At 68.9% G+C, this 21,468-nt stretch carries 18 protein-coding genes; 5 read left to right on the top strand and 13 right to left on the bottom strand.

All coding sequences use genetic code 11. The features are described 5' to 3' along the window. The first annotated feature begins 2 nt into the window (after positions 1-2). From cysW to HNV26_RS08800, 3 genes are all read left to right on the top strand, one after another. Positions 3-851, top strand: coding sequence for a sulfate ABC transporter permease subunit CysW (cysW, locus tag HNV26_RS08810; protein ID WP_171441252.1), 849 nt, complete (start codon positions 3-5; stop codon positions 849-851). Then, positions 848-1,915, top strand: a complete 1,068-nt coding sequence (locus HNV26_RS08805; protein ID WP_171441251.1) for a sulfate/molybdate ABC transporter ATP-binding protein — start codon at positions 848-850, stop codon at positions 1,913-1,915. The genes cysW and HNV26_RS08805 overlap by 4 nt, the downstream gene beginning before the upstream one ends. A 92-nt stretch (positions 1,916-2,007) precedes the next feature. After that, positions 2,008-3,375, top strand: a complete 1,368-nt coding sequence (locus HNV26_RS08800; protein WP_171441250.1) for a glycoside hydrolase family 16 protein — start codon at positions 2,008-2,010, stop codon at positions 3,373-3,375. A 92-nt stretch (positions 3,376-3,467) separates the two neighbouring features. Here HNV26_RS08800 and HNV26_RS39230 read toward each other — a convergent pair whose 3' ends face one another. Both HNV26_RS39230 and HNV26_RS08790 read right to left on the bottom strand, forming a co-directional pair. After that, positions 3,468-7,685, bottom strand: a complete 4,218-nt coding sequence (locus HNV26_RS39230) for a hypothetical protein (protein WP_171441249.1) — start codon at positions 7,683-7,685, stop codon at positions 3,468-3,470. A gap of 20 nt (positions 7,686-7,705) precedes the next feature. After that, the gene (locus HNV26_RS08790) at positions 7,706-8,506 is read right to left on the bottom strand and encodes a hypothetical protein (protein WP_171441248.1); all 801 of its coding nucleotides are present in this window, start codon (positions 8,504-8,506) and stop codon (positions 7,706-7,708) included. 73 nt (positions 8,507-8,579) lie between these two features. Here HNV26_RS08790 and HNV26_RS08785 point away from each other — a divergent pair, with 73 nt between their 5' ends. Continuing rightward, positions 8,580-8,936, top strand: a complete 357-nt coding sequence (locus HNV26_RS08785) for a hypothetical protein (protein WP_171441247.1) — start codon at positions 8,580-8,582, stop codon at positions 8,934-8,936. After that, the gene (locus tag HNV26_RS08780) at positions 8,936-9,505 is read left to right on the top strand and encodes a hypothetical protein (RefSeq protein ID WP_171441246.1); all 570 of its coding nucleotides are present in this window, start codon (positions 8,936-8,938) and stop codon (positions 9,503-9,505) included. Before HNV26_RS08785 ends, HNV26_RS08780 begins: the two co-directional genes overlap by 1 nt. A gap of 18 nt (positions 9,506-9,523) precedes the next feature. Here the strand turns inward: HNV26_RS08780 and HNV26_RS08775 are convergent, their stop codons facing one another. From HNV26_RS08775 to tssA, 11 genes are all read right to left on the bottom strand, one after another. Beyond that, positions 9,524-10,081: a peroxiredoxin family protein gene (locus HNV26_RS08775; RefSeq protein ID WP_140864521.1), complete on the bottom strand. Its 558-nt coding sequence runs from the start codon at positions 10,079-10,081 to the stop codon at positions 9,524-9,526. A gap of 59 nt (positions 10,082-10,140) precedes the next feature. Then, positions 10,141-10,506, bottom strand: coding sequence for an HPF/RaiA family ribosome-associated protein (locus HNV26_RS08770; RefSeq protein WP_171441245.1), 366 nt, complete (start codon positions 10,504-10,506; stop codon positions 10,141-10,143). A 149-nt stretch (positions 10,507-10,655) separates the two neighbouring features. Beyond that, on the bottom strand, positions 10,656-11,750 hold the full coding sequence (locus HNV26_RS08765) for a hypothetical protein (protein WP_171441244.1): 1,095 nt from the start codon (positions 11,748-11,750) through the stop codon (positions 10,656-10,658). Positions 11,751-11,758: 8 nt separating this feature from the next. Next, entirely contained in the window at positions 11,759-14,416 is a 2,658-nt protein-coding gene (gene tssH / locus HNV26_RS08760) for a type VI secretion system ATPase TssH (protein WP_171441243.1), read from the bottom strand. 83 nt (positions 14,417-14,499) lie between these two features. Next, positions 14,500-15,543 carry a type VI secretion system baseplate subunit TssG gene (gene tssG, locus HNV26_RS08755; protein WP_171441242.1) on the bottom strand — a complete coding sequence of 348 codons (1,044 nt, stop codon included), beginning with the start codon at positions 15,541-15,543 and terminating at the stop codon, positions 14,500-14,502. Beyond that, complete coding sequence (gene tssF / locus HNV26_RS08750) at positions 15,507-17,258, bottom strand: type VI secretion system baseplate subunit TssF (protein WP_171441241.1); 1,752 nt, start codon at positions 17,256-17,258, stop codon at positions 15,507-15,509. The genes tssG and tssF overlap by 37 nt, the downstream gene beginning before the upstream one ends. Before the next feature lie 37 nt (positions 17,259-17,295). Beyond that, positions 17,296-17,691: a type VI secretion system baseplate subunit TssE gene (gene tssE, locus HNV26_RS08745; RefSeq protein ID WP_171441240.1), complete on the bottom strand. Its 396-nt coding sequence runs from the start codon at positions 17,689-17,691 to the stop codon at positions 17,296-17,298. Positions 17,692-17,774: 83 nt separating this feature from the next. Continuing rightward, positions 17,775-18,266 carry a type VI secretion system tube protein TssD gene (tssD, locus tag HNV26_RS08740; RefSeq protein ID WP_140864511.1) on the bottom strand — a complete coding sequence of 164 codons (492 nt, stop codon included), beginning with the start codon at positions 18,264-18,266 and terminating at the stop codon, positions 17,775-17,777. Between the two features lie 119 nt (positions 18,267-18,385). Next, the gene (gene tssC / locus HNV26_RS08735) at positions 18,386-19,870 is read right to left on the bottom strand and encodes a type VI secretion system contractile sheath large subunit (protein ID WP_171441239.1); all 1,485 of its coding nucleotides are present in this window, start codon (positions 19,868-19,870) and stop codon (positions 18,386-18,388) included. Positions 19,871-19,895: 25 nt separating this feature from the next. Next, positions 19,896-20,390: a type VI secretion system contractile sheath small subunit gene (tssB, locus tag HNV26_RS08730; RefSeq protein WP_011554793.1), complete on the bottom strand. Its 495-nt coding sequence runs from the start codon at positions 20,388-20,390 to the stop codon at positions 19,896-19,898. 82 nt (positions 20,391-20,472) lie between these two features. After that, a partial coding sequence (gene tssA / locus HNV26_RS08725) for a type VI secretion system protein TssA (protein ID WP_171452785.1) occupies positions 20,473-21,468 on the bottom strand: 996 nt, incomplete at its 5' end.

Genomic DNA, 21,468 nt, shown 5'->3' with positions numbered 1-21,468 from the left:
CCATGCATCCATCCACCCTTGTCTTGCGCCGAAGCGCGCGCAGTCTGAGCGGCCCCGCGTTCGTCCGTTGGGGGCTCATCGGCGCGGCGGTGCTGCTGCTGGGCGTCTTCCTCATCGTCCCGCTGGTGGCCGTCTTCACCTTCGCCTTCCAGAAGGGCTGGGAGGCCTACGTCGCTGCCCTGACGCACCCGACGGCGCTGGCGGCCATGCGGCTGACGCTGCTGGCCGCGGTCATCGCCGTGCCCTTCAACCTCGTCTTCGGCCTGGCCGCGTCGTGGCTCATCGCGCGGTTCCAATTCCGGGGACGCTCGTTGTTGATGACGCTCATCGACCTGCCCTTCAGCGTGTCACCCGTCATCGCGGGGCTCATCTTCGTGCTGCTCTTCGGCCGGCAGGGCTGGCTGGGGCCGTGGCTCCTGGACCATGACGTCCGCGTCATCTTCGCCGTGCCCGGCATCGTCCTGGCCACGGTGTTCGTCACCTTTCCCTTCGTCGCACGCGAGGTGCTGCCCGTGATGGAGGCCCAGGGCAGCGACGAAGAAGAGGCGGCGCTGACGCTGGGCGCGAGCGGCTGGCGCACCTTCCTGACCGTCACGCTGCCGAAGGTGAAGTGGGGCGTGCTGTACGGCGTCATCCTCTGCAACGCGCGAGCAATGGGCGAGTTCGGCGCCGTGTCCGTGGTGTCCGGCCACGTGCGCGGAGTGACGACGACGCTGCCGCTGCACGCGGAGATTCTCTACAACGAGTACGACCTGGCCGGCGCGTTCGCCGTGGCGTCGCTGCTGACGCTGCTCGCGCTCGTGACGTTGGTGGTGAAGAAGTTCGTGGAGTGGAGGAGTCAGCCGTCATGAGCATCGTCGTCGAACAGCTCGCCCGCCGGTTCAACCGGGGTGGCAGTCCCGCCGTGTCCAGGGTGTCCTTCCATGCCCCTGGGGGGGCCATCACCTCGTTGCTGGGGCCGTCCGGCGCGGGCAAGTCCACGCTGCTGCGGCTCATCGCCGGGCTGGAGATTCCCGATGAGGGCCGTGTCCTCATCGATGGCGTGGACAGCACGCAGATGCCCGTGCAGCAGCGTGGCGTGGGAGTGGTCTTCCAGAGCTACGCGCTCTTCAAGCACCTCACCGTCCGCCAGAACGTGGCCTTCGGCCTGGAGGTCCGGCGCGTTCCCAAGGCGGAGCGCGAGGCCCGTGTGGAGGAGATGCTCCGCATGGTGCAACTGGAGCACCTGGGCGGCCGCTATCCCGGCCAACTCTCCGGCGGGCAGCGGCAGCGCGTGGCCTTCGCGCGCGCCCTGGCCATCCGCCCCCGCGTGCTGCTGCTGGACGAGCCCTTCGGCGCGCTGGACACGCGGGTGCGCGAGGAGCTTCGGGAGTGGCTCCATGCCCTGCACGAGCGCACGCGGTTGACGACGTTGCTGGTGACGCATGATCAGCAGGAGGCCCTGGAGATTTCCCAACACGTGGTGGTGCTGAGCGAGGGCCGCGTGGCCCAGGCGGGCTCTCCCGCGGACATCTACGACCGGCCCGCCTCCCCCTTCGTCGCCTCATTCATTGGAGGCGCCAGCGTGCTGCGTGGCCACGTCCAGGCGGGCAGGGCGGCCATGGGGGCTTTGTCCGTGACGGCTCCCGCCGCCGCGCGCGAGGGCGAACCGGTGCATGCCTTTGTCCGTCCGCATGACATCAAGCTGGCGAAGGCAGTCGCGGGCGCGGCGAGCGCATCCACCGCCACCGGCCGCGTCGAGCGGCTCAAACCGGTGGGAGGCTACGTGAAGGTGTTCCTCCGCCTACCGAGCGGGGACGAAGTCACCGTGGAGGTGCCGCGCTCGGAGTTCGATGCGCTGGGCGTGGCGGAGGGGGACTCCGTGCGCGCCGACGTCCGGTCCGCCACCGTCTTCGTGGGGGACTACTCCATTTAGGTACGAAGTCTTTGAAATCTAATATTTCAGTTAAAACTGCTTGTGTGGTGGGGGAGGGCGGCTATGTCCCAGGGGAACCCCTGGAGCGAGACATGCACAAACGACACGCATTGCGTTCGATGTTGTGGGCCGCGAGCAGTCTGGCGTTGGTTGGCGGCTGTTCCCCGGACCTGGAGCCATCCGACGCGGAAGCCCTTCCTCTGGTGTCGCAGGCGCAAGGCGAGCGGGCCTATGACCCAGGGCCGGGCTGGAGCCTGGCGTGGCAGGACGACTTCACGGGCAACAGCCTCAACTCCGCCCACTGGACGGTGCTGACGAGCAACTTCGACCCGGTCACCAACAACTGCAACTTCGGCACGGGGGAGCTGGAGTACCCCCGCGCGCAGAACGTCACCGTCGCTGGCGGCAAGCTCATCCTCACCGCGCAGCGGACGGCGGACGCGCCGTTTGACGCACGCTGCGCGGGTGACGGGCCCCGTTCGTACTACTCGGGCCGCATCCACTCGAAGGGCAAGGTGGAGCGCCGCTACGGCAAGCTGGTGGCGAGCATCAAGGTGCCGTCCGGCTATGGCATGTGGCCCGCGTTCTGGACGCTGGGCGCGAACATCTCCAACGTCGGGTGGCCCCGGAGCGGCGAAATCGACATCCTCGAGTGGCACTCCAACGACGCGTCGTGGATGAAGTCCGCCGCGCACTGGTTCGCCAATGGCGCGCAGCAGAGCTGGGGCACGGGCGCCAACCGCGGGTACAGCGTCGCGGACGGCTTCCACACGTACGAGGTGGAGTGGACGGCCAACCGGATGATCTTCCGCCTGGACGGCGAGATTCGCGGCAACGAGTTCGCCCATGACGAGGCGGCCTTCCAGCAGAACCACTACATCCTCCTGAACCTCGCCCTGGGCGGGAACTGGTACGGCCACCCGCACCCGGACGCCATCGCGCTGCCCTGGGGCCAGACGAAGACGATGGAGGTGGAGTGGGTGCGCTGGTACCAGCCGGGGAGTACGCCGCCGCCCGCGTCACTCGCCAACGCCAGCTTCGAGAACGGCATGACGGGCTGGGCCACCTGGAGCCCCAACGGCACCGAGGCCGCGGACTTCAGCGAGACGTACAACGGGGGCCGCACCGGCGCCTATCACCTGACGCACTGGACGAACGGCACGCCCTTCGAGGTCTGGACGTACCAGCCGGTGTCGGGCCTCGCGTCGGGCACGTACAAGGTCCGCGCGTGGGTGCGAAAGAACGGCGGGTTCGACCTGTCGCGTCTCCAGGCCAAGACGTGTGGCGAGTGCGCGCCCGTGTTCACCAACCTGGGGGACCATGGCGACTGGACGATGGTGGAGACGCCGCCCATCTCTGTGACGGGAGGTTACCTGGAGCTGGGCTTCCACACCCGCGCCACGTCAGGCAACTCCGCCCACTTCATCCACATGGATGACGTGGAGCTCATCCGCCTCTGATTCGCCGCGTGTTCTTGATGCGCGGTCGCTGGGCGCCGCGCGGGGCTTGACGGCTCGCGCGTGGCGCCCGGCGTGGCCAGGCACAGGGACGGCTAGAGAACGACCTTGCGGCACCGGAAGCCGGCGGCTTCGGTCACGTAGAGGTTCCGGCCGGCGGTGTCCACGGCGAGCCCCGCGGGGCCGTTGAGGGTCGCGGCCGCGGGGGCGCCGCCATCCCCCGTTGAGCTGGCGATGCCGGTGCCCGTGACCAGGCTCGCCTGCGCCGGGCCCAGCAGCACCTTGAGTACGCGGTGATTCCCGGTGTCCGCGATGTACAGGGTCCCCACCTCGTCAAGGGCCAGGCTGGTGGGGGCGTCGAGCTCGGTCTGGTCCGGGGCGGTGTTGAGGGTGTTGCCGCTGGCCTTGCCGGTGTTGACGAGGGTGTTGATGTCACCGCTGTCGAGGTCAATCACCCGGACGCAGTGGGAGCCGGTCTCCGCCACGTAGAGGTCCTTGAGGGTCAGGTAGTCGAGCGCGATGCCCGCGGGCGTATCCAGGCTCGCGGCTGTTGATGCGGCTCCGTCGCCGGTGGAGGCCTTTGTCCCATCTCCGGCCACCGTGTCGATTGCGCCAGAGGCCAGGTCAATCACCCGGACCCGGTGGTTTCCTGTGTCCGATACGTAGAGCTTTCCCGCATCTGTATTGATGGCGAGCCCGCTGGGCGTGTCGAGCTGGTGGTTCGTCGCGGGCTCCCCCTCGCCGTTGTAGCCGGCCATCCCCGTCCCCGCGAGCGTGGTGATGAGACCGGTGGCGACATCCACCTGCCGGATGCGGTGATTCAGCGTGTCCGCGATGTACAGGACGTTGCGCGTGTCGTCGAAGGCGACGTCCCGGGGGCCATTGAGGCAGGCGTTGGCGGCCTGCCCCGTGGAGTCTCCGCTGAAGCCCGCGGTCCCGGAACCGGCGAAAGCATGGATGTTGCCACCCAGCTCCAGCATGCGGATCCGATGGTTGTCCGTGTCGCTGACGTACAGCGAGCCGTCCTTCGTGACGGTCAGCCGGGAGGGGGAGTTCAGTTCCGCTGCATCCGCAGGCCCTGTGTCGCCCTGGTCGCCCGAGGTGGTGGGCGTCCCGGCGACGTGGTCGATGTCATTGCTGGAGAGATCTATGACGCGCACCACGTGATTCCCACTGTCGGCGATGTAGAGCGAGTCGGAGGAGTCGTCATGGACGACGCAGGTGGGCGCGTCGAACACCGCGCCGGCCGCGGGGCCGCCGTCCCCTCCATGGCCAGAGGTCCCGGGGGTACCCGCAATCGTCCGGATGACGTCCACCTCCTCGTCCAGCTTGATGGTCTTGCTCGGCTTCTTGGGGTCAGGCACGCGCCGGCTGCGGGTCTCCGTGGTCACAGCGCGGATGCAGTGGTTGCCCGTGTCGGCGATGTAGACGACGTTGTCCGGGCCGACGGTCAGGTGGGTGGGGTGATTGAGCTGGGCCAACGTGGCGGTGCCATCCGCGCCGGTGCCTGTGGTGACGTCACCCGCGTGCCCCGCGGTGCCTGGCGTCCCGGCGAAGTTCCGGATGGTGTCTCCCTCGACAATCCGGACGCAGTGGTTGCCACGGTCGGTGATGTAGATGCTGCGCGCGGTGTCGACGAAGACGCTGCTCGGCCCCTGAAGCCGGGCCTGGCGCGCGGGGCCGTTGTTGCCATTCGCCCCGCCATTGCCGGGGATTCCCGCCACCGTCGAGATGAGCCCGGTGCGCAGGTCCACCATCCGGATGCAGTGGTTGCCCGTGTCGGCGACATAGAGGCACCGCCTTTCGTGCGCGAAGAACACGTCCAGGGGGGCCTGGAGCTGCGCACTGCTCGCAGTCCCTCCATCACCCGCGTGGCCCGCGGCCCCCGTCCCCGCGACGGTGGAGACCAGCCCGGTGCGCAGCTCCAGCTTGCGGATCCGGTGGTTCAGGGTGTCCGCGACGTAGACGGCGCCGCCGATTTCATCCACGGCGATGCCCTGGCAACCATTCAACTCCGCGGTGAGCCGCGCGCCCGTCGCGTCCCCGGCATCACCCGCGGTGCCATCACCGGCGAAGGTCGCCATCCGTCCGGAGGCATTCACCTGGCGGATGCGGTGGGCACCCGCGTCCGCGATGAACACGTCACCCCGGACGCCCAGCGCCATCCCCGCGGGCTGGGTCAACTGGCCCGTGGTGGCTGGGACGTCCTCGCCCGTGTGGCCCGCGGTCCCATCTCCCGCGTAGGTGCGGATGCGGGAGGAGAACGCCTTCGTTGCGTAATGGATGGAGAGCGAACACGGGCTGTTCGCGGTGGGGCCATTGCCGCAGGTGCGTGGATGGCGGTGGCAGCCAATCTGCGGGGCTCCGCTCGCCGCGGGGAGCGTGACGCGCGCGGCGGCCACCGCCAGTTGGGCGGACACGTCCGCGGCGCCTCCCGCCGAACAGGCGACGAGGGCGGCGACCACCGCCACGCGTGGAAGCATCTGCGCCAGCTCGTTCTCGGTCAGGGCCGAGGGCGCCACCGAGTACACGCCAATGGGAATGGCGGGCGCGAGCGCCACGGCCGCCGCGATGCTGGCCTTGAGGTCGTCGCGAATGGTGAGCTGCTGCGCCACGTGCAAGGCCGCGGCGGGAGGCGGGGCGCTGCGCCCGCGCTCCACGCCGATGAAGGCCCAGGCGGCTTCGCAGGCGGCGAGCGCCAGCGCCTCACGCAGCGCTGGCACGGTCGGAGGGGCGTTGGCGTCCCACTGGGTGGCGGCGTCCACCACCTGCTGGAGTAGATCTGTCGGCAGTGACTCCTCCACCAGGTCGCGCGTCAGTCGCGTGCGCGCGAAGGCCGCGGCCTGCTGCATCGGGTCGCGTGAGCGGGTGCTCACGTGGACCCGGGCGCCGGTTGAAGGGTCCTCGAGGGCGCGCCGTCGCTCTTCGACCCGGAGGGTCAGCTCCTGGGCAACCCGGGCGCACGCGCGCAGCGTCGCCTGCGTGAGGAGGCGCGCGAGTCCTTGCAGATTCCCACCAGCCGCCGCCGCGGCGTGCGCCTGGGCGCCCTGCAGCGAGGTGTCCAGCAGGGAGGCGACGGCCCGTGCCCCGGAGGCGGCCGTGACGTCGAGGCTCACCGGACCTCCCGTCGTCAGCGGCGGGTTGGGGGGCACTACGGTGGCGGGGGTCACCAGCGCCGCCGCGACGTGGGGAATCAGTGCCTCGTTGGCGGCCTGGAAGGCGGCGGCCACCGCGATCTGTTCGCCCATGGGGGGCGTCGCGTTGCCATGCCAGACCTCGAGCTCGGCGGCGGCCGTGGCCACCAGCGCGATGGCGGCTTCGTCGATTTCGTCGGGAGCGGCCGCGGGGGCGAGCCCGGGCAGGGCCACGTCCGCGGGGAAGGTGAGCCCGACGTTGCCTCGTGGCCCCGCGAACTTGGCGGCCGTCTCCGAACCGCCGGTGTCCATCCGGAAGTCGTCATGCCAGCCCCGCCCCTCATAGGCTTCGACGCCTCTGTCCGTCGGGTGCGAGAAGGAGTTGCCCCAGCCGTAGGAGTAGGCCAGGAGCACGCGAGCGCCCGGGAGGGGACGTGGGATGCTGGTGGTGTCTTCGATTTCGGCGCCATGATGGCTGGCCACCAGGCCCACGCAGGTGGCGTCGCAGCCGTGCGTGAAGGAGCCGGGCTGGTACTCCGCGTCTCCTGTCAGCAGGATGAAGTGGTTGGCCGCGTGCCACTTGAGGCGGAGCGCTAGGGCATGGTTGTTGATGTTGTTGCCGCTGACCTTGATGACCCGCACGTTCTGGTGGGCCGCATGGGGAATGGTCGGGGGCAGGAGGTTGTTGGGGTCCTCGTCAGGCCAGATGTGGAGCTCGGCGTTGTCCTCGAGGTAGGTCTCCAGCGACTTCGAGGTCTCGCTGCGCTTGCTCAAGAGCCCCGTGGTCTTCCCTCGAGGAGCCGGGCTTCGCTGCGCGGGGGCCAGCACCACCAGGCTGGCCGTGGGTGGCGTTCCCGAGAGCTTCGCCTGGTGCTGGACATAGATGGTGTCGAGCGAGGCGTTATGGTCTTCATCCCAGTGGGACAGGATGACCTTCGTCGAGGGCCCCACGCAGAAGGCCGGGGCCGGGTCGGGATAGGTGAATTGATTCACCAGCGCTCCGGCGCCCAGGTCGTAATACGCCAGGAGGCGGCCCTCCATGTCGAACAGGGCCGTGCAGTTGCCTTGACCGATGTCGACCACGACCGCGAAGCGGGGGTTCTGCGCGGCGTTTCCCTGGGGAAACCACTGTTGCACCAATTGGTGCAACGAATGCTGATTCTTGACGTGCCGAGCCACGAGGATGCCTTTCCTGGGCGTCAGAAAATCCTGTGTGAGAGCCGGTCGAGCTTCTGTCCCATGAGTGAATCGCTGGCGACGGCATCCACGGAGAGGATGACGTGCTTGTCCGTGTACCGGCCCGAAAGGTCTACAAGCCCGAGTTCGGTCTGGGCCTGGGGGGGAAGGAAGATGCGGACGGGGATGCCGTTGACGTAGCTCTCCCCACCGTGCAGGCCCACGCCCAACTGGAGCCAGAGCCCTTCCTCCAACTCCACCTCGAGTTCGTCCAGATGGGCCAGTAGCGTTTCATACACGGGCGTATCCAGGACCATGTCGAACTTGCAGCGTCCCGCCCATGTGGGCCAGCGCGAATACTCGGGGAGGTCGCTCAGGTCCTCGGCGAGCGCGTCGAACCAGGCGGCATGCAATGCCTCGAGGATGAGGTGGTGGGCGACGAGCGTGGAGCCTCGCCACTGGCGTTCGATGTCGACAATCTTGGCGTAGAAGGGCACGCCCGATGGGCCCGGCCGCAGCGTGTCGTAGCTCATCGTTTCCTCTTCCTCGAAGAGGAGGACGCGGCGCCGCCGCTTGGCGATGACACGGAAGCGCTGCAAGGGCAGCAAGGGGTCGTGGTTGCTGCTGTCGCTCCAGGAGCGGGGGCGCTTGAGGTTCCGGGGCTCCGGGGGCTCTTCATCCATCTCCTGGATTACCGGCTCCGGCCCGCATCCGTTCGCACAGCGGAGGCCGTCGTTGCAGAGGCTGCAGATGATGGTCCCGCAGTCCTCGCAGGGGTCCATGGAATCCCAATGCAGCTCCTCGTCGAAGCACGCCACATACATGGGGATGCATCCTCCTGGCGGACCTCGCGAGCTTGCTCGAATCGAGAGCGGACTGCTAGCTTGCCCCGTGTCCATGCTGACCATCCGTGCCGAGCAGATGGCTGCGCTCCAACGGGCCTCGGAGCGCACGCTCATCGAGAGGCTGAGCGCGCATGTGACCCTGCGTTGGGGCGTCATGGCAGGAGGGGCCGCGCGTGAGGCCTGGATATCCGACGCAGTGCTCAGGGCGCGTGGCTACCGCCTCAAGAGCGAGCAGGACATCACCGAGTTCGTGGACCTGACCTTCGAATTCGGACGCGAGTTCGACCTGGAGGCGCGCCACGCCGCGGGCGCCGCGATTCTGAAATGCCGGCAACTGGCCGCCGCGCGTATGCGGCAACTGCGTGGCTGGGCCGCGTCGGCGCGGGGTTCCGCGGGCAAGGAGGCCTGATGCCGGAGACGAACCCATTGAGCGACCCGACGGGGACGGGGATGAGCGGCTCCGAAGCGGGCCGGACGGTTCAGCCCTGCTCGGCGCCGCGCCGCGCGCGGGTGCGCATCGTCATCCGGGACACCGCCTTCGAAATCCATGCGGGCCTGCGTTACCGGCTCGAGGTGGCCGGCGAAACCCTGCGCGGGACGCTGGGCTCGGATGGGCTGCTGGACGTGCTGGTGCCCGAGTCCGCCACGTCGGCGCGGCTCCTGGTCTGGCAGCCTCGCCAGGGAACCCGGGCGCGGGAGTGGACGTTGGAGTTGGGGGCCCTCCAGCCCACGGAGGTGGAGCAGGGGGCCTTGGACCGGTTGGAGAACCTGGGCTTTCTGGAGGAGAACACCGCGGGCCAGGAAGGAGGGGCCCTCGCGGCGTACCAGGCGGCGATGGGGCTGCCCGTGTCCACGCGGCTGGATTCGCGGACGCAGGCGCACCTGGATGCGACGTATCACGACGGCAGGCATCAACCGTCGGCGATGCCCTGGCGCCCCGGGGTGTACCTGGACGTAGGGCCGGACGAGGACGTCTGACACGCGTCGTGAGCGGGCTTACAGCACCATTCGCCAGAGCAGTCCGGCCAGCGTGGTGTAGCCCACCGCCGCGCGTTCCACGCGCCCCTCCGAGGAGATGAAGAACACGGTGGGGAAGCTGTTCACACGAAAGGCGGATTGAATGGCGTCGTCCCCGAGGAGCACCGGGTAGTCCACCTCGTGCTCCCGGGCGAAGCGCCGCACGGCCTCCTCGTCTTCGTAGGCCACGGCGACGGACACGACATGCGCGGAGTCCCCCGCGAGCTTGCGCAGCTGCGAGAGGTTGGAGGACTCCATTCCGCAGACGCCGCACCAGGGGGCCCAGAAGGCCAGCACCACCGGCTTCCCGCGGAGCGCGTCCAGCCGCACGGTGTCACCTGTCAGCGTCTGGAGGGTGAAGGCGGGCGCGGGGGTCCCCGCTCCGGGAAGGTTCCGGGCCTGCCACGCGGCCACCGCCGAGAAGAGGAGGGCGAACACGGCCAGGTCCACGCCCCAGCGCACCCATCGCCGCTCCCGGGCACGGGCCCAGGTGGACTTCAGCCTCGCCAACATCCCCGTGCCGCCCTGCATGTGCATCCTTTCGATTCGGGACAGGCCACGGCCGCCCGGAAAGGGGCGGCCGTGCCTGCGTCACATCATGTCAGCGCGGCGGCCTCGTCGGGCTGCCAGGCTGCGTCACGCAGCCGGGCGCCGTCCTGGCGCTGCGCGCGGCCCACCGCCCGCGTGACGGCGTTGCTGGCGCGCTCCAGCGTCCGGTCGATGGCCGCCAGCAGGTTGGTGTCCGAGGATTCGATGGCCAGCTCTCGACCGTGGTCCAGCCGGAGTGCCACGCGGCACACCTGGTCCACGCCGCCCTTGGGGCCGTTGGCATCCTCCAGCCGCACGACGACTTCCTTCACCCTGTAGGACAGCCGGTCCAGGGCGAAGCGCACGCGACGCTCGGCGTAGGTTCGAAGGGTCTCTGTGAGGGGGATGTTCCGGGCTCGGATTTCGACTCGCATCCAGGACGCTCCTTCTGGGGCCCACCATGGGCCCACGCCTCTATCTCTGTCGTCGTGACGCTTTTGCCGCAAATAGGAAAAGCCCCCGTGAGCGCTTCGGAAAACCGAAGGTTCACGGGGGCCGGTGGCGGGGCCGTGAGGCCCTGGAATCACGGGCCGCTGGACGTCGCGGCGCTGCCCGCGGGCTTCTTGGCCGCCGCCTTGGCGGGTGAGCTTGCCGCGCCCGCCGCCGCGGGGGCCTGCGCCTTGCTGGCCGCCTCCGGAGCCGCGGCGTCCGTGGGGGCCTTCTTCGCGGGCATGGCCCAGATGGGGGCCTCTGGCACCGCGCGGGCACCAATGCGCACCTGCTGCTCCACCATGCGCGACCACAGTGACGCCTTGTTGCCTACCAACGCGTTCTTCGCCAGCTCCAGGGTCCGTGTGTCCTGTGCGCGACGGTAGAGGCGTGGGGCCACGTCCGGCTGGGCCGGGTCGGAGTCGCTCACCTGCACCTGCTCCTGAACGCTGATGCCCTCCTCCGCGAAGGTGAGGGTGGACGTCAGCTCGAACTTGCGGCGCAGCCCGTTGGGCAACTCGAAGGTCATCTCCCGGGACAAGGGGAACCACGCGGCGCCCAGGCAGGCGCGGCTCGCGTTGGAGACGGACTCGCTGAAGAAGCGGTTGGTGCGCAGCGGCATGATGCGCGCGTGCCGACGGCAGACCTCCTCGCCGCTGGAGGTGCACGCGTCACCCTCCGCGACGAGGATTGGCGTGCCCTTCACCTTCTCCAGGCGCAGCTTGGTGTGCTTCGCCATGGCGCGCAGCGAGCCCAGGGCCTCCACGCGGAAGCCCTGCTCGGTGCTCTCTACCAGGGCCACCGGGCCCAGGGCCTCTCCGTTGGTGAAGCGCCGCGTCTGCACCCAGACCAGCCGCTGGCCCGCCTGGAGCGTCTCCAAGACGAGGTCCTCCTCGGAGAGCTTCTCCGCGGGAGGCAGGGCCTGCGAATCCGGACCGGCCTCCACGCACTCGTCCGCGGCCGGGTCCTGCCACCACACCGGGGCACCGCCGCAGTCCACGCTGGGGCGCGGGTTGGCGCCCGTGTCCTTGTCGTAGCCGTGGAGCAGCAGCGCGAACCAGGTGTCCGGCGTGGGGAACGAGCGCGCGTTGGGGCCCGCCTCGGCGAAGCACATCGACGGCTTGGGGACGGTGGCGCAGCCGGCCAGCAGCGACAGCGCGACGGCGGAGGCCTGAAGCGTTCGTTTCATGGATTCTCTCAGGCCTCGGCGAACCGGAGGTCCCAGTCGCCTGCCTCGGTCAGGGCCACATGCAGCTTCGGGGGCACCGCGCCGCTCACCAGGTGCTGCAGCAGCTCGCGGGACAGCGCCGGCATCAGCGAGCCCTGGAGAATCTGCTCCATGTTGCGCGCCCCCATCTCCGACTCCGTGCAGCGGCGCGCAAGCTCGTCCAGCAGCTCTGGCGCCAGCGTCGTCTCCACGTTGTGCGCCGTGCGCAGCCGGCTCACCAGCTTGGCCAGCTTCATTTCGGCAATCTGGCGCATCACGTCGCGCTGCACCGGGCCGAAGGGGACGACCGTCATTCGAGCCAGCAGTGCTGGCTTGAAGTGCTGGCTGAGCGCGGGGCGAATCACCGACAGCACCTCATCGGAGGTGGGCTGCGCGCCGTCCTCGAACATCCGCATCACCAGGTCCGAGGCCAGGTTGCTGGTGAGGATGAGCACGGTGTTCTTGAAGTCCACCGCGCGGCCCTCGCCGTCCGTCAGCGAGCCCTTGTCGAACACCTGGTAGAAGAGGTTCATCACCTCCAGGTCGGCCTTCTCGCACTCGTCCAGCAGCACGACGGAGTAGGGCCGCTGACGCACGGCCTCCGTCAGCAGGCCGCCTTCGCCGTAGCCCACGTAGCCCGGCGGCGAGCCGATGAGCCGGCTCACCGTGTGCTTCTCCTGGAACTCGCTCATGTTGAGCGTCGTCATGAAGCGCTCGCCGCCGTAGAGCGCGTCCGCCAGCGCCAGCGCCGTCTCCGTCTTGCCCACGCCGCTGGGGCCCACGAAGAGCATCACGCCAATGGGCGTGTCCGGGTTGCGGATGCCGGCCTGGGAGATGCGGATGATCTCCGCCACCTTCTTCAGCGCCGCCTCCTGGCCCCGCACCCGGCCGCGGAGCTTGTCCTCCAGGTTGAGCACCGACTCCAGCAGGTCGCTGCGCATCTTCCCCACGGGCACGCCCGTCCAGCCCGCCACCACCCGCGCGACGATGTCCGCGTCCACGTCCGCGTGTACCAGCGGCACCTCGCCGCGCGTGGCCGCCAGCTTCGCCGCCGCTTCGTCCACGGCCGCCTTCAGGGGCGCGGAGTCCGTGTCCGGAGCGGCCTCGCGCAGGGCCTTTCGGGCCTCCATCAGCGCCGCGACGGCCGTGCGCTCCGTCTCCCACCGCGCGTGCAGCGTGGCACGTGCATCCACCGTGGCGCTCAGCTTCGCCTCGGCGGCCTCCAGGGACGTCTGCTCGTCCGGGCCGCCCGTGCCCTCGGCGAGGTCGCGCTTGCGCGTGTCGCGCTCGCGCTCCAGCGCCGAAATCTCCTGGTCCAACTGCACCAGCTCCTCGGGCCGGGTGGACAGCTCAATCTTCACGCGGGCCGCGGACGTGTCCAGCAGGTCCACCGCCTTGTCCGGGAGCTGCCTGCCGGAGATGTACCGGCTGGACAGGCGCACCGCGGCGGTGACGGCTTCGTCGCGGATGATGACGCCGTGGGCCGCTTCGTACGTGGGGCGCAGGCCGCGCAGCATCAGCTCCGCGTCCTCCTCGCTGGGCTCCTCCACCTTGACCGGCTGGAAGCGCCGCTCCAGCGCGGCGTCCTTCTCGAAGTACTTCTTGTACTCGGCCCAGGTGGTGGCCGCGAGCGTGCGCAGCTCACCGCGCGCCAGCGCCGGCTTGAGCAGGTTGGACGCGTCCGTGCCGCCCTGCGAGCCGCCCGCGCCGATGATGGTGTGCGCCTCGTCGATGAACAGGATGATGGGGGTAGGGGAGGCCTTCACCTCGGAGATGACGGCCTTGAGGCGGTTCTCGAACTCGCCGCGCACGCCCGCGCCCGCCTGGAGCAGGCCCAGGTCCAGCCCCAGCAGCTCGACGTTCTTCAACGCGTCGGGCACCTCGCCCCGGACGATGGCCCAGGCCAGGCCCTCCACCAGCGCCGTCTTGCCCACGCCGGGCTCGCCCACCAGGATGGGGTTGTTCTTCCGGCGGCGGGAGAGGATGTCCACCATCTGCCGGATTTCGCGGTGCCGGCCGAAGATGGGGTCGATCTTCCCCTCGCGCACCCGGCCCGTGAAGGACGTGGCGAAGCGCTTGAGGGCTTCATCCCCACGGCCTCCCGCGCCACCGGCCGCGCCTCCCGCCGCGCCACTGGCGGCGGCATCCGCGGAGGCGACCTCGACATTCTCGGGCGAGGGCCGCAGCACCACGTCCAGCGAGCTCATCAGCTCGTCGCGGCTGATGGCGTCCAGCTCGGGGAACAGCTCCGCGGTGTAGCGCGCGCGCCGGCTGACGAACTGGGCGAACAGCAGGCCCGAGCGCAGCCGCGTGGCGCCCTGCTCCACGGAAGCCAGGAGCCACGCCTCCTCGAACCACTGGAACAGCGTCTCGGAGAAGACGGGCCTGCCGGAGCTGCCCGCGCGCAGGCCCTGGAGGGCGCGCTCCATGCTGGCCAGCAGGTGGCGGCGGTCCACGCCGAACTGCTGGAGGATGCGCGCGACGTCCGAGTCCTCCGGCTCCAGCATCTGCACCAGCATGTGCTCCGGGACGATTTCATAGAACCGTCCCGCGCTGGCCCGGGCCACGGCGGCCTCGAGCAGACGGGTAGAGGTGGGCGTCAGGCGACGGACGAGCGCTTTCGGATCGACGCGAATGGGAGCCCCCAAAAAGGAAAGCGGTGATGGACGGTATATCGGGCGCGCCCTGGCGGCGTAAATCCCCGCGCGCCGCGCCCGCCTGCTCTAACGACTCATTTCACGACGGGGACACTCATCTGCGTCTGCTGACTCAGGCCCAGCCACGTGTCCCGCCCGAGCTGACTCGGCTCCCGGCTGGAGAGCCGGAACTGGTGCTGCACGCCTTCGGTGAGCCCCAGCTCCAAATCGTACTCCAAGGGGTCCCTCACGAAGAGGGCCACCACCTCTCTTACCAGTGGCAGCAAGTCCCCTTCCTGCATCAGCCGCTTGTAGGCGCGCGGCGGCAGCGGCCGGATGTGGATTTGAATCTTCCCCGTCCGGTCGAAGGCCTTGCCGCCCAACAGCATGTTGCGCCCCAACTGGTGGTTGGAGTGGCCCAGCCGGGCCCGGGCGTCGATGTCCACCCAGCGGCCCACGAACTGGCGCACCGACACCCGCGCGCCCTCCAGGTCGTCGCCCAGCACGTCCTCGAGCGCGACCTCCAACTGCTCGGACGTCCTCGCCCGGCTGGCCAGCAGCGGGGCGATCCGCAGCAGGCGCCAGGTCGGCAGCGTGCCCTCCAGGGGCTTCTCGTAGGTGTCGAACCCGCCCAGCGCCAGCAGGCGCCGGGACCACTGGTCCGAGAAGGACGTGTCCGTCTCACTGGTGACGCGGTACTTCGACTCGATGCGGTACAGCAACGACAGCAGCCGGTGGTGGAACAGGTCCAGGAACTCGCGCCGCACCGGGTGGTCCGGGTCCTCCTGCGCGACCTCCTCGGCCAGGTAATGGGGCAGGGGACTCACCGCGCCCGTCAGGCCCAGGAAGCGTGTCACCACCTCGAAGAGCGGTCGCTTCGAATACGGGTCCTCCGCCCGCACCGGCACGTGGTGCAGCGTCACGGATGACACGTCGCCCGAGGGGAACCCCAGGGACGGGTCGTGCCGGAAGCGAATCATCTCCTCGTTGACGGGCCCCGCGCCGCCCACGCGGGTGGCCTGCGACGTCAGCCGCTCCAGGAACGCCACCAGGGGAAAGAAGCTCACCCGGGGCGCCAGCTCGGCCAGCTTCTGGGCCGTCTCTACAAAAGCGTCTGGGAGCCGTTCCTCGGAAGCCACGAGAACTCCGTCTGCGAGGGGTGAAGCCGGATGCTCAGCTCGTTGAAGGAGTTGATGGTGACGTGGGAGGCGAGCAGTTCCTCCAGCACGGAGCCGAAGAGGAACGAATCGCCCACGCCCATGAAGTTCTCTTCGTCCAGGTCCACGCGCGTGCGGTGCCCCCGCAGCGGCGCGCCCTCCAGGAAGCGCGTCACCGGCTTCGTCTCCACCGCGCGGATGGCGTTGATGCGCAGGCGGCTGGCGCGCGCCGCCAGGTTGTCGGTGAGCGAATGGAAGTTGTACAGGTCCATCAGCCGCCGCAGCGCGGCCGCGTCCGCCAGCGAGTGCTGGTTGATGGCCAGGTGCGACAGGAGTCGCCAGTGCAGCTCGGTGCCCAGCGGCGCGCGCGCGGGCCGGCTCACCGGGGAGATGTTCTTGAACTTCGCCTGCGTGGGGCTGGCGGAGGTGGACGCCGTCAGGTCACCCACCTGCAGCCGCGAGGGCAGCGAGCGGTTGGTGCACGTCAGGTCCATGGACAGCGCCTCCTCGGCGTTGACCTCCGGCGCGATGTTCCGCGGCGTCTCCAGGGTGATGTACGTGTCGATTCCTTCGTCCAGCGGCGAAGGCGCCCGGCGCAGCCGATAGAAGGACTGCTCGGCGTCCCCGCCCGCGGTGTGGGTGAACTCGTAGAAGGGCCGATAGACGCGCCGCTCGTTGCGCCCGGCCTTCAGGCCCGTCACCGAATCCACCGAGTACACCTCCGCGTGGTTGGGGGGCAGGTCGGACGCGCGTAGCAGGTGCTCCCGGTCCAGCGTGCGGTGGAGGATGGGGTCCGCCGGCACGCTGAAGAGGTTCACCACGGGGGCGCAATGCAGCCGGAACATCTCCCGGTGGATGCGCGCATCCAGGGGCGGCGGCCGCTCCAGGTGGAAGGCAATCTCGAAGCGGTCCTCTTTCAGCCCGGCGGCGGCGTCCAGCCCGCGCACCTCGAAGAACAGGAACTTCTCCGGCAGCGTCAGGTACTCCTGGAGGTGCCGGTAGCCCTCGCTGGCGCGCGGCCAGGGCAGCAGCTTGAAGTCCCGGTGGAAGCCCACCGGTTGGATGGCATTCGCCGGCAGCTTGATGCCGTCGCCCTGGCCAGACGCGCCGCGCACGCGCACCTGGCGGCAGTAGCGGAGCAGCCACAGCAGCACCACCGACGCGGCGGACAGGTCGGCGTGGATGAACAGGCGCAGGCCTTGCTCGCGGAACACCTCCGCGCGGCCCTGCTCCGTCGTCTGGAAATAGAGGCGCAGCACCGGCGCGGTGATGGACGACCGGTCCAGCAGCGCGTCGGTGAGCTGCACCGGCAGCAGGTCCACGTCCGTGGTGGTGCGGAAGACGCAGCTGGTGCCGTCAATCGGCTGGGACGCCACCTCCGCCCCGGCGGCCAGCCGCGAGCGGCCGCGCAGCGCGCGCAGGTGCGGGGTGAACTCGACGATGGTGGAGGCCGGCAGCGGGCGCAGGTAGTGCGGCAGCAGCAGCTCGGTGAGCCCGTGCACCAGCTCCGGCACGTCGTCGTCCACGCGCTCGCGGATGCGGGCCGCGAGGAACGCGAAGCCCTCCAGCAGCCGCTCCACGTCCGGGTCCGCGCCGCGCTCCACCAACAGGCCCGCGACGGAGGGGTTGGCCAGCCCGAAGGCCCGTCCCATCTCCCGCAGGTACGACAGCTCGCTCAGGTAATACTTGCTGAACATCCTCGCCCTCCGCCACGCACCCCTGGATTCACCCGACTCACCACAGGTCCACGCGTCCGCCCGGGTGAACCTGGGTATGGAAACGCACCATGCCTCGTCGATCCCGCGTGGCCAACTGCGCGGTGATGTCGAAGCGCAGCGCCGTCGGGTCCACCGGGTCCGCGTTGTAGTGCACCACCACGCCCTTCAGGCGCGGTTCGTACTCCTGGATGGCCTGCCGGATGGATTGCGTCATCCGCGGTATCGCCGACGGGTAGGAATGGACGATGTCGTTCAGGTCCAGGATGCCGTAGCCCGGTGAGGCCACGGACTCTCCCTTGCGCGTGTTGAGGAGGTTGCGCAGGTGCTCGGCGATGGATTCAACGACGTCGCCAGGCGGGGCGAGCGTGCCGTTGCCTTCAGCGATGCGCGACAACAAGCCTCGGGAGCCCATGGATTTCCTTCAACAACGGAGTACCCCAACCCCCGGCCGCCCGCGGAGCCCACTTGCACGGACGGCCGGTGGAGGGACGGACATCAACGCTGGGTGTCCCAGGTGTCCTCGTGCGTGACACCGCCCTGGGTGATGGTCCAGTTGATGGTGTGGAACACCAGCTGGACGGTCTCCATCGGGGGCAGGTTGGTGCTCGCCGGCACGAAGGAGTTCGGCACCGTCTGCTGGATGGCGTTGATGCGGGCCTTCTTGATGGACACCGTGTAGAACTGCTCGGTGGTGCCGTCGCCCGTCGGGTTCGGACGGAAGAACTTGAAGGTCGCGTCGATGACCTGGTTCTCACAGAGGGCCTTCATCAGCAGCGGCGACGACTTGTCGATGCGCTTGGTGATTTCGATGCCCTCGTACTGGCGGCGGCCCGTCGCCAGACCGGAGCCGGCCTCGCGAGCGGTGAAGACCTTCTGGCTGTACGCGACGCACTCGATGGAGTCCGCGCGGCCCAGGCTGGTCTGCGTGCTGTCGCCCTTGATGTCGCTGCCGTTCGCCTTCAGGTACAGGTGTACTGATTCAGCCATGACTTCAACCTCGTCGCTTTGCGCGCGTCCGCGCGCTGGTGGACCCAGGCTCACCCTGAGCCTGGGCTTGTTGGAGCCCCTAAACTAGCTGAAATGACCGACGCTGGGTGAAACGGGCTCTACTCCTTGTCCAGCTTGCCCACGAGGGACAAGGTGAACGACGCACCCATGTACTTGAAGTGGGGGCGCACCTGCAGGCTGCAGCGGTACCAGCCCGGCTGACCGTCCACGTCCTCCACCACCACGCGCGCGGCGCGCAGGGGGCGGCGCGAGCGCACGGCGGGAGCAGGGTCGTCCATGTCGGAGATGTACTGGCTGAGCCAGTGATTGAGCTCGCGCTCCAGGTCCGACTTCTCCTTCCAGCTTCCAATCTGCTCGCGCTGGAGCACTTTGATGTAGTGCGCCAGGCGGGTCATGATGAACATGTAGGGGAGCTGCGTGCCCAGGCGGTAGTTGGTCTCCGCCGCCTTGCCCTCCGGGGTGTTGCCGAAGAACCGGGGCTTCTGCGTGGAGTTGGCGCTGAAGAAGGCCGCGTTGTCGGAGTCCTTGCGGAACACCAGGCCGATGAAGCCCTCCTCGGAGAGCTCGAACTCGCGCCGCTCGGTGAGCATGACCTCGGTGGGAATCTTGGTCTGGATCTCCCCCATGGCCTCGTACTGATGCAGCGGCAGGTTCTCCACCGCGCCGCCGGACTGGGGACCGATGATGTTCGGGCTCCAGCGGAACTTGGCGAACGAGTCCGCCACGCGGCTGGTGAGCGCCACGGAGGCGTGACCCCACAGGTAGCGCTCGTGGTGGCCCACGACGTCCTCGGTGAAGTTGAAGGCCTTCACCGGCACCGTCTTCTCCCCGTAGGGCAGGCGCAGCAGGAAGCGCGGCAGCGCCAGGCCCACGTAGCGCGCGTCCTCGCTCTCACGGAACGAGTGCCACCGGGCGTACTGAGGACCCTCGAAGAGCGACTTGAGGTCCTTCAGGTCGGGCAGCTTGAGGAAGCTCTCCTCGCCAAACACTTCCGGCGCGGCATTGCCGATGAAGGGCGCGTGCGCCATGGCGGCCACGGAGGCGCACTTGCGGAGCAGCTCCATGTCCTGCGGGCCCACGTTGAAGTCGTAGTTGGCGGAGATGATGCCGTAGGGCTTGCCACCGAAGACGCCGTACTCGTTGGAGTACACGAGCTTGTACAGGCCGCTCTTGGTGACCTCGGGCGCGTCCTCGAAGTCCTTCTGCAGGTCTTCCTTGGAGGCGTTCAGCATCTCCACGCGGGTGTTCTCGCGGAAGTCGGTGCGGTCCACCATGAACTTCAGCGAGCGCCACGAGGACTCCAGCTTCTGGAACTCCTTCGCGTGGAGGATTTCGTTGACCTGGGCGGACAGGCGCTTGTCGATTTCGGCGATCATCGCGTCGACGAGCGCCTTGTCCACGCGCTCCTCGGAGCGGTTGGGCGCCAGCATCTCGGTGATGAAGGCCTGCACGCCGCGCTTGGCGACGTCGTAACCCTCGTCCTTCGGCTTCAGCTTGGCCTCGGACAGGATTTCGTCGAGCAGGGACAGCGAGGCGTCATTGGCGACGCCCGTGGACTTCTGGGTCTGGGTCTCGTTGGCCATGGTGATTCGGTTCCCCCGGAAAGGGCTACTTGGTCTCTTCGGTCAGACCCAGTTCCTTGATGAGCGCCTTGCGTCCGTCCTCGTCGGCGAGCAGGGCCTGGAGCTTCTTGCGGAACGCCGGCAGGTTGCCCAGGGGGCCCTTGAGGGCGTTGAGCGCGCTGCGCAGCTCGAGCAGCTTCTTCAGCTCCGGCACCTGATTGACGACGCTCTCGGGCGAGAAGTCATTCAGGTTCTTGAACTGGAGCGACACGTTCATCGTGGCGTTCGGGTCCGCCGAAAGCTTGTCGGCGGCGGTCAGGGTGACCTTGAGGTTCTGCTGGGCCATGACCTCGTTGAAGTTGGCCTTGTCCACGTTGATGGGCGCGCGCTGCTCCAGCGGACGGGCGTCTTCCTGACCCGTGAAGTCCCCCAGCATCAGCACCTTCAGCGGCAGCTCCACCTGCTCCTGCGCATTGCCGGTGGCGGGCTTGTAGACGATGTTGACGCGCTCGGTAGGGGCGACGGAACTCTCTTTGCTCATCTGCGGCTTTCTCCTTGAGAACTGCGTAGAAGACGCGGGCGTCGCATGAGGGAGGGCTTCGCCGCGGTACGACGGGTGTCTTTCAAGCGCCGACGCGCAGCGTGGCGGAAGAGTCCAGCAACGCTAGACGACGATACCGGTTTCGAAATTTCACTGCCACCGGTCCAGACTCCTTTTCGGCGTCGGTGCGGGTTTGCAGCCACCCCTCCAGACACGCGGCGGCGAGCGCTGGCTCCCAGGTGTCGAGCGCGTGGGCGGAGACCTCTTCGTCCAGCGCGTCATAGACGGCGCGCGCGAGCGGCAACTGGCCCGCATTGGCACACAACCGCGCCAGCTCCAGCCGGGAGATGAAGCGGGCGCGGCCGGTGCTGGCGGCGGTGACGGCGGCCTGCAACCGGGTGACAGCTTCGTGAACGCGGCCTTCCTCCAGCAACGTGCGGGCTTCGGCTTCCAGCGCCGCGCTGTCGGCATGGACAGACGGGCCCAGCGACAGGGGCCCCAGCGCCAGGGCCGTGGACACCGAGGCCACGGCGGCGGAAGGGGCGGGTGGGGGCGCGCTCGCGCGGTGGACGTGGTCGCGCAGCCAGTCCTGGGTGGCGTCGTCCGTGAGCGGCGTTCCCAGGGTGGAGATGAGCATCTCCACGCCGGTCATCCGGCGCAGCTGGGTGGCCAGTTCCTGTACCAGCGCGGAGCGAGCCCCGGCGTACGCGGCACCCAGTCCCTCCAGGGCGGTGGCGCTGTACCGGTGGAGCGTCAGCGTGAAGCGGTGGCGGGCCAGGGCCGACTCGGACTCGTCCAGCAGCTCGTCCCAGCGCTGGTTCTGCTCCAGGGTCTCCAGCTTGGTGCGCAGCAGGTCCGGCAGTGGGTGAATCTGGGTGCGGCCACTGCCATCCGCGGCGGGCGGCTGGGTCAGGTGCAGCCACAGGCCCATGCGGTTGAGGCGGTAGGAGAGCGGATCCTCGGGGCTTGCCCGGCGCAGCGCTCCCGCGGCTCCCAGCAGCGCGCCACCCACGGTGCGCAGGAAGTCGGTGATCGCCTCCACGCTGGATAGATCCGGGGCGGTGGGAAGCTCGGGGAG

Source organism: Myxococcus xanthus (genome assembly GCF_013116825.1).
Classification (GTDB): domain Bacteria; phylum Myxococcota; class Myxococcia; order Myxococcales; family Myxococcaceae; genus Myxococcus; species Myxococcus xanthus_B.
Note: the sequence above shows the minus strand (reverse complement) of the source record. Positions and strands in the feature narration are given on the sequence as shown.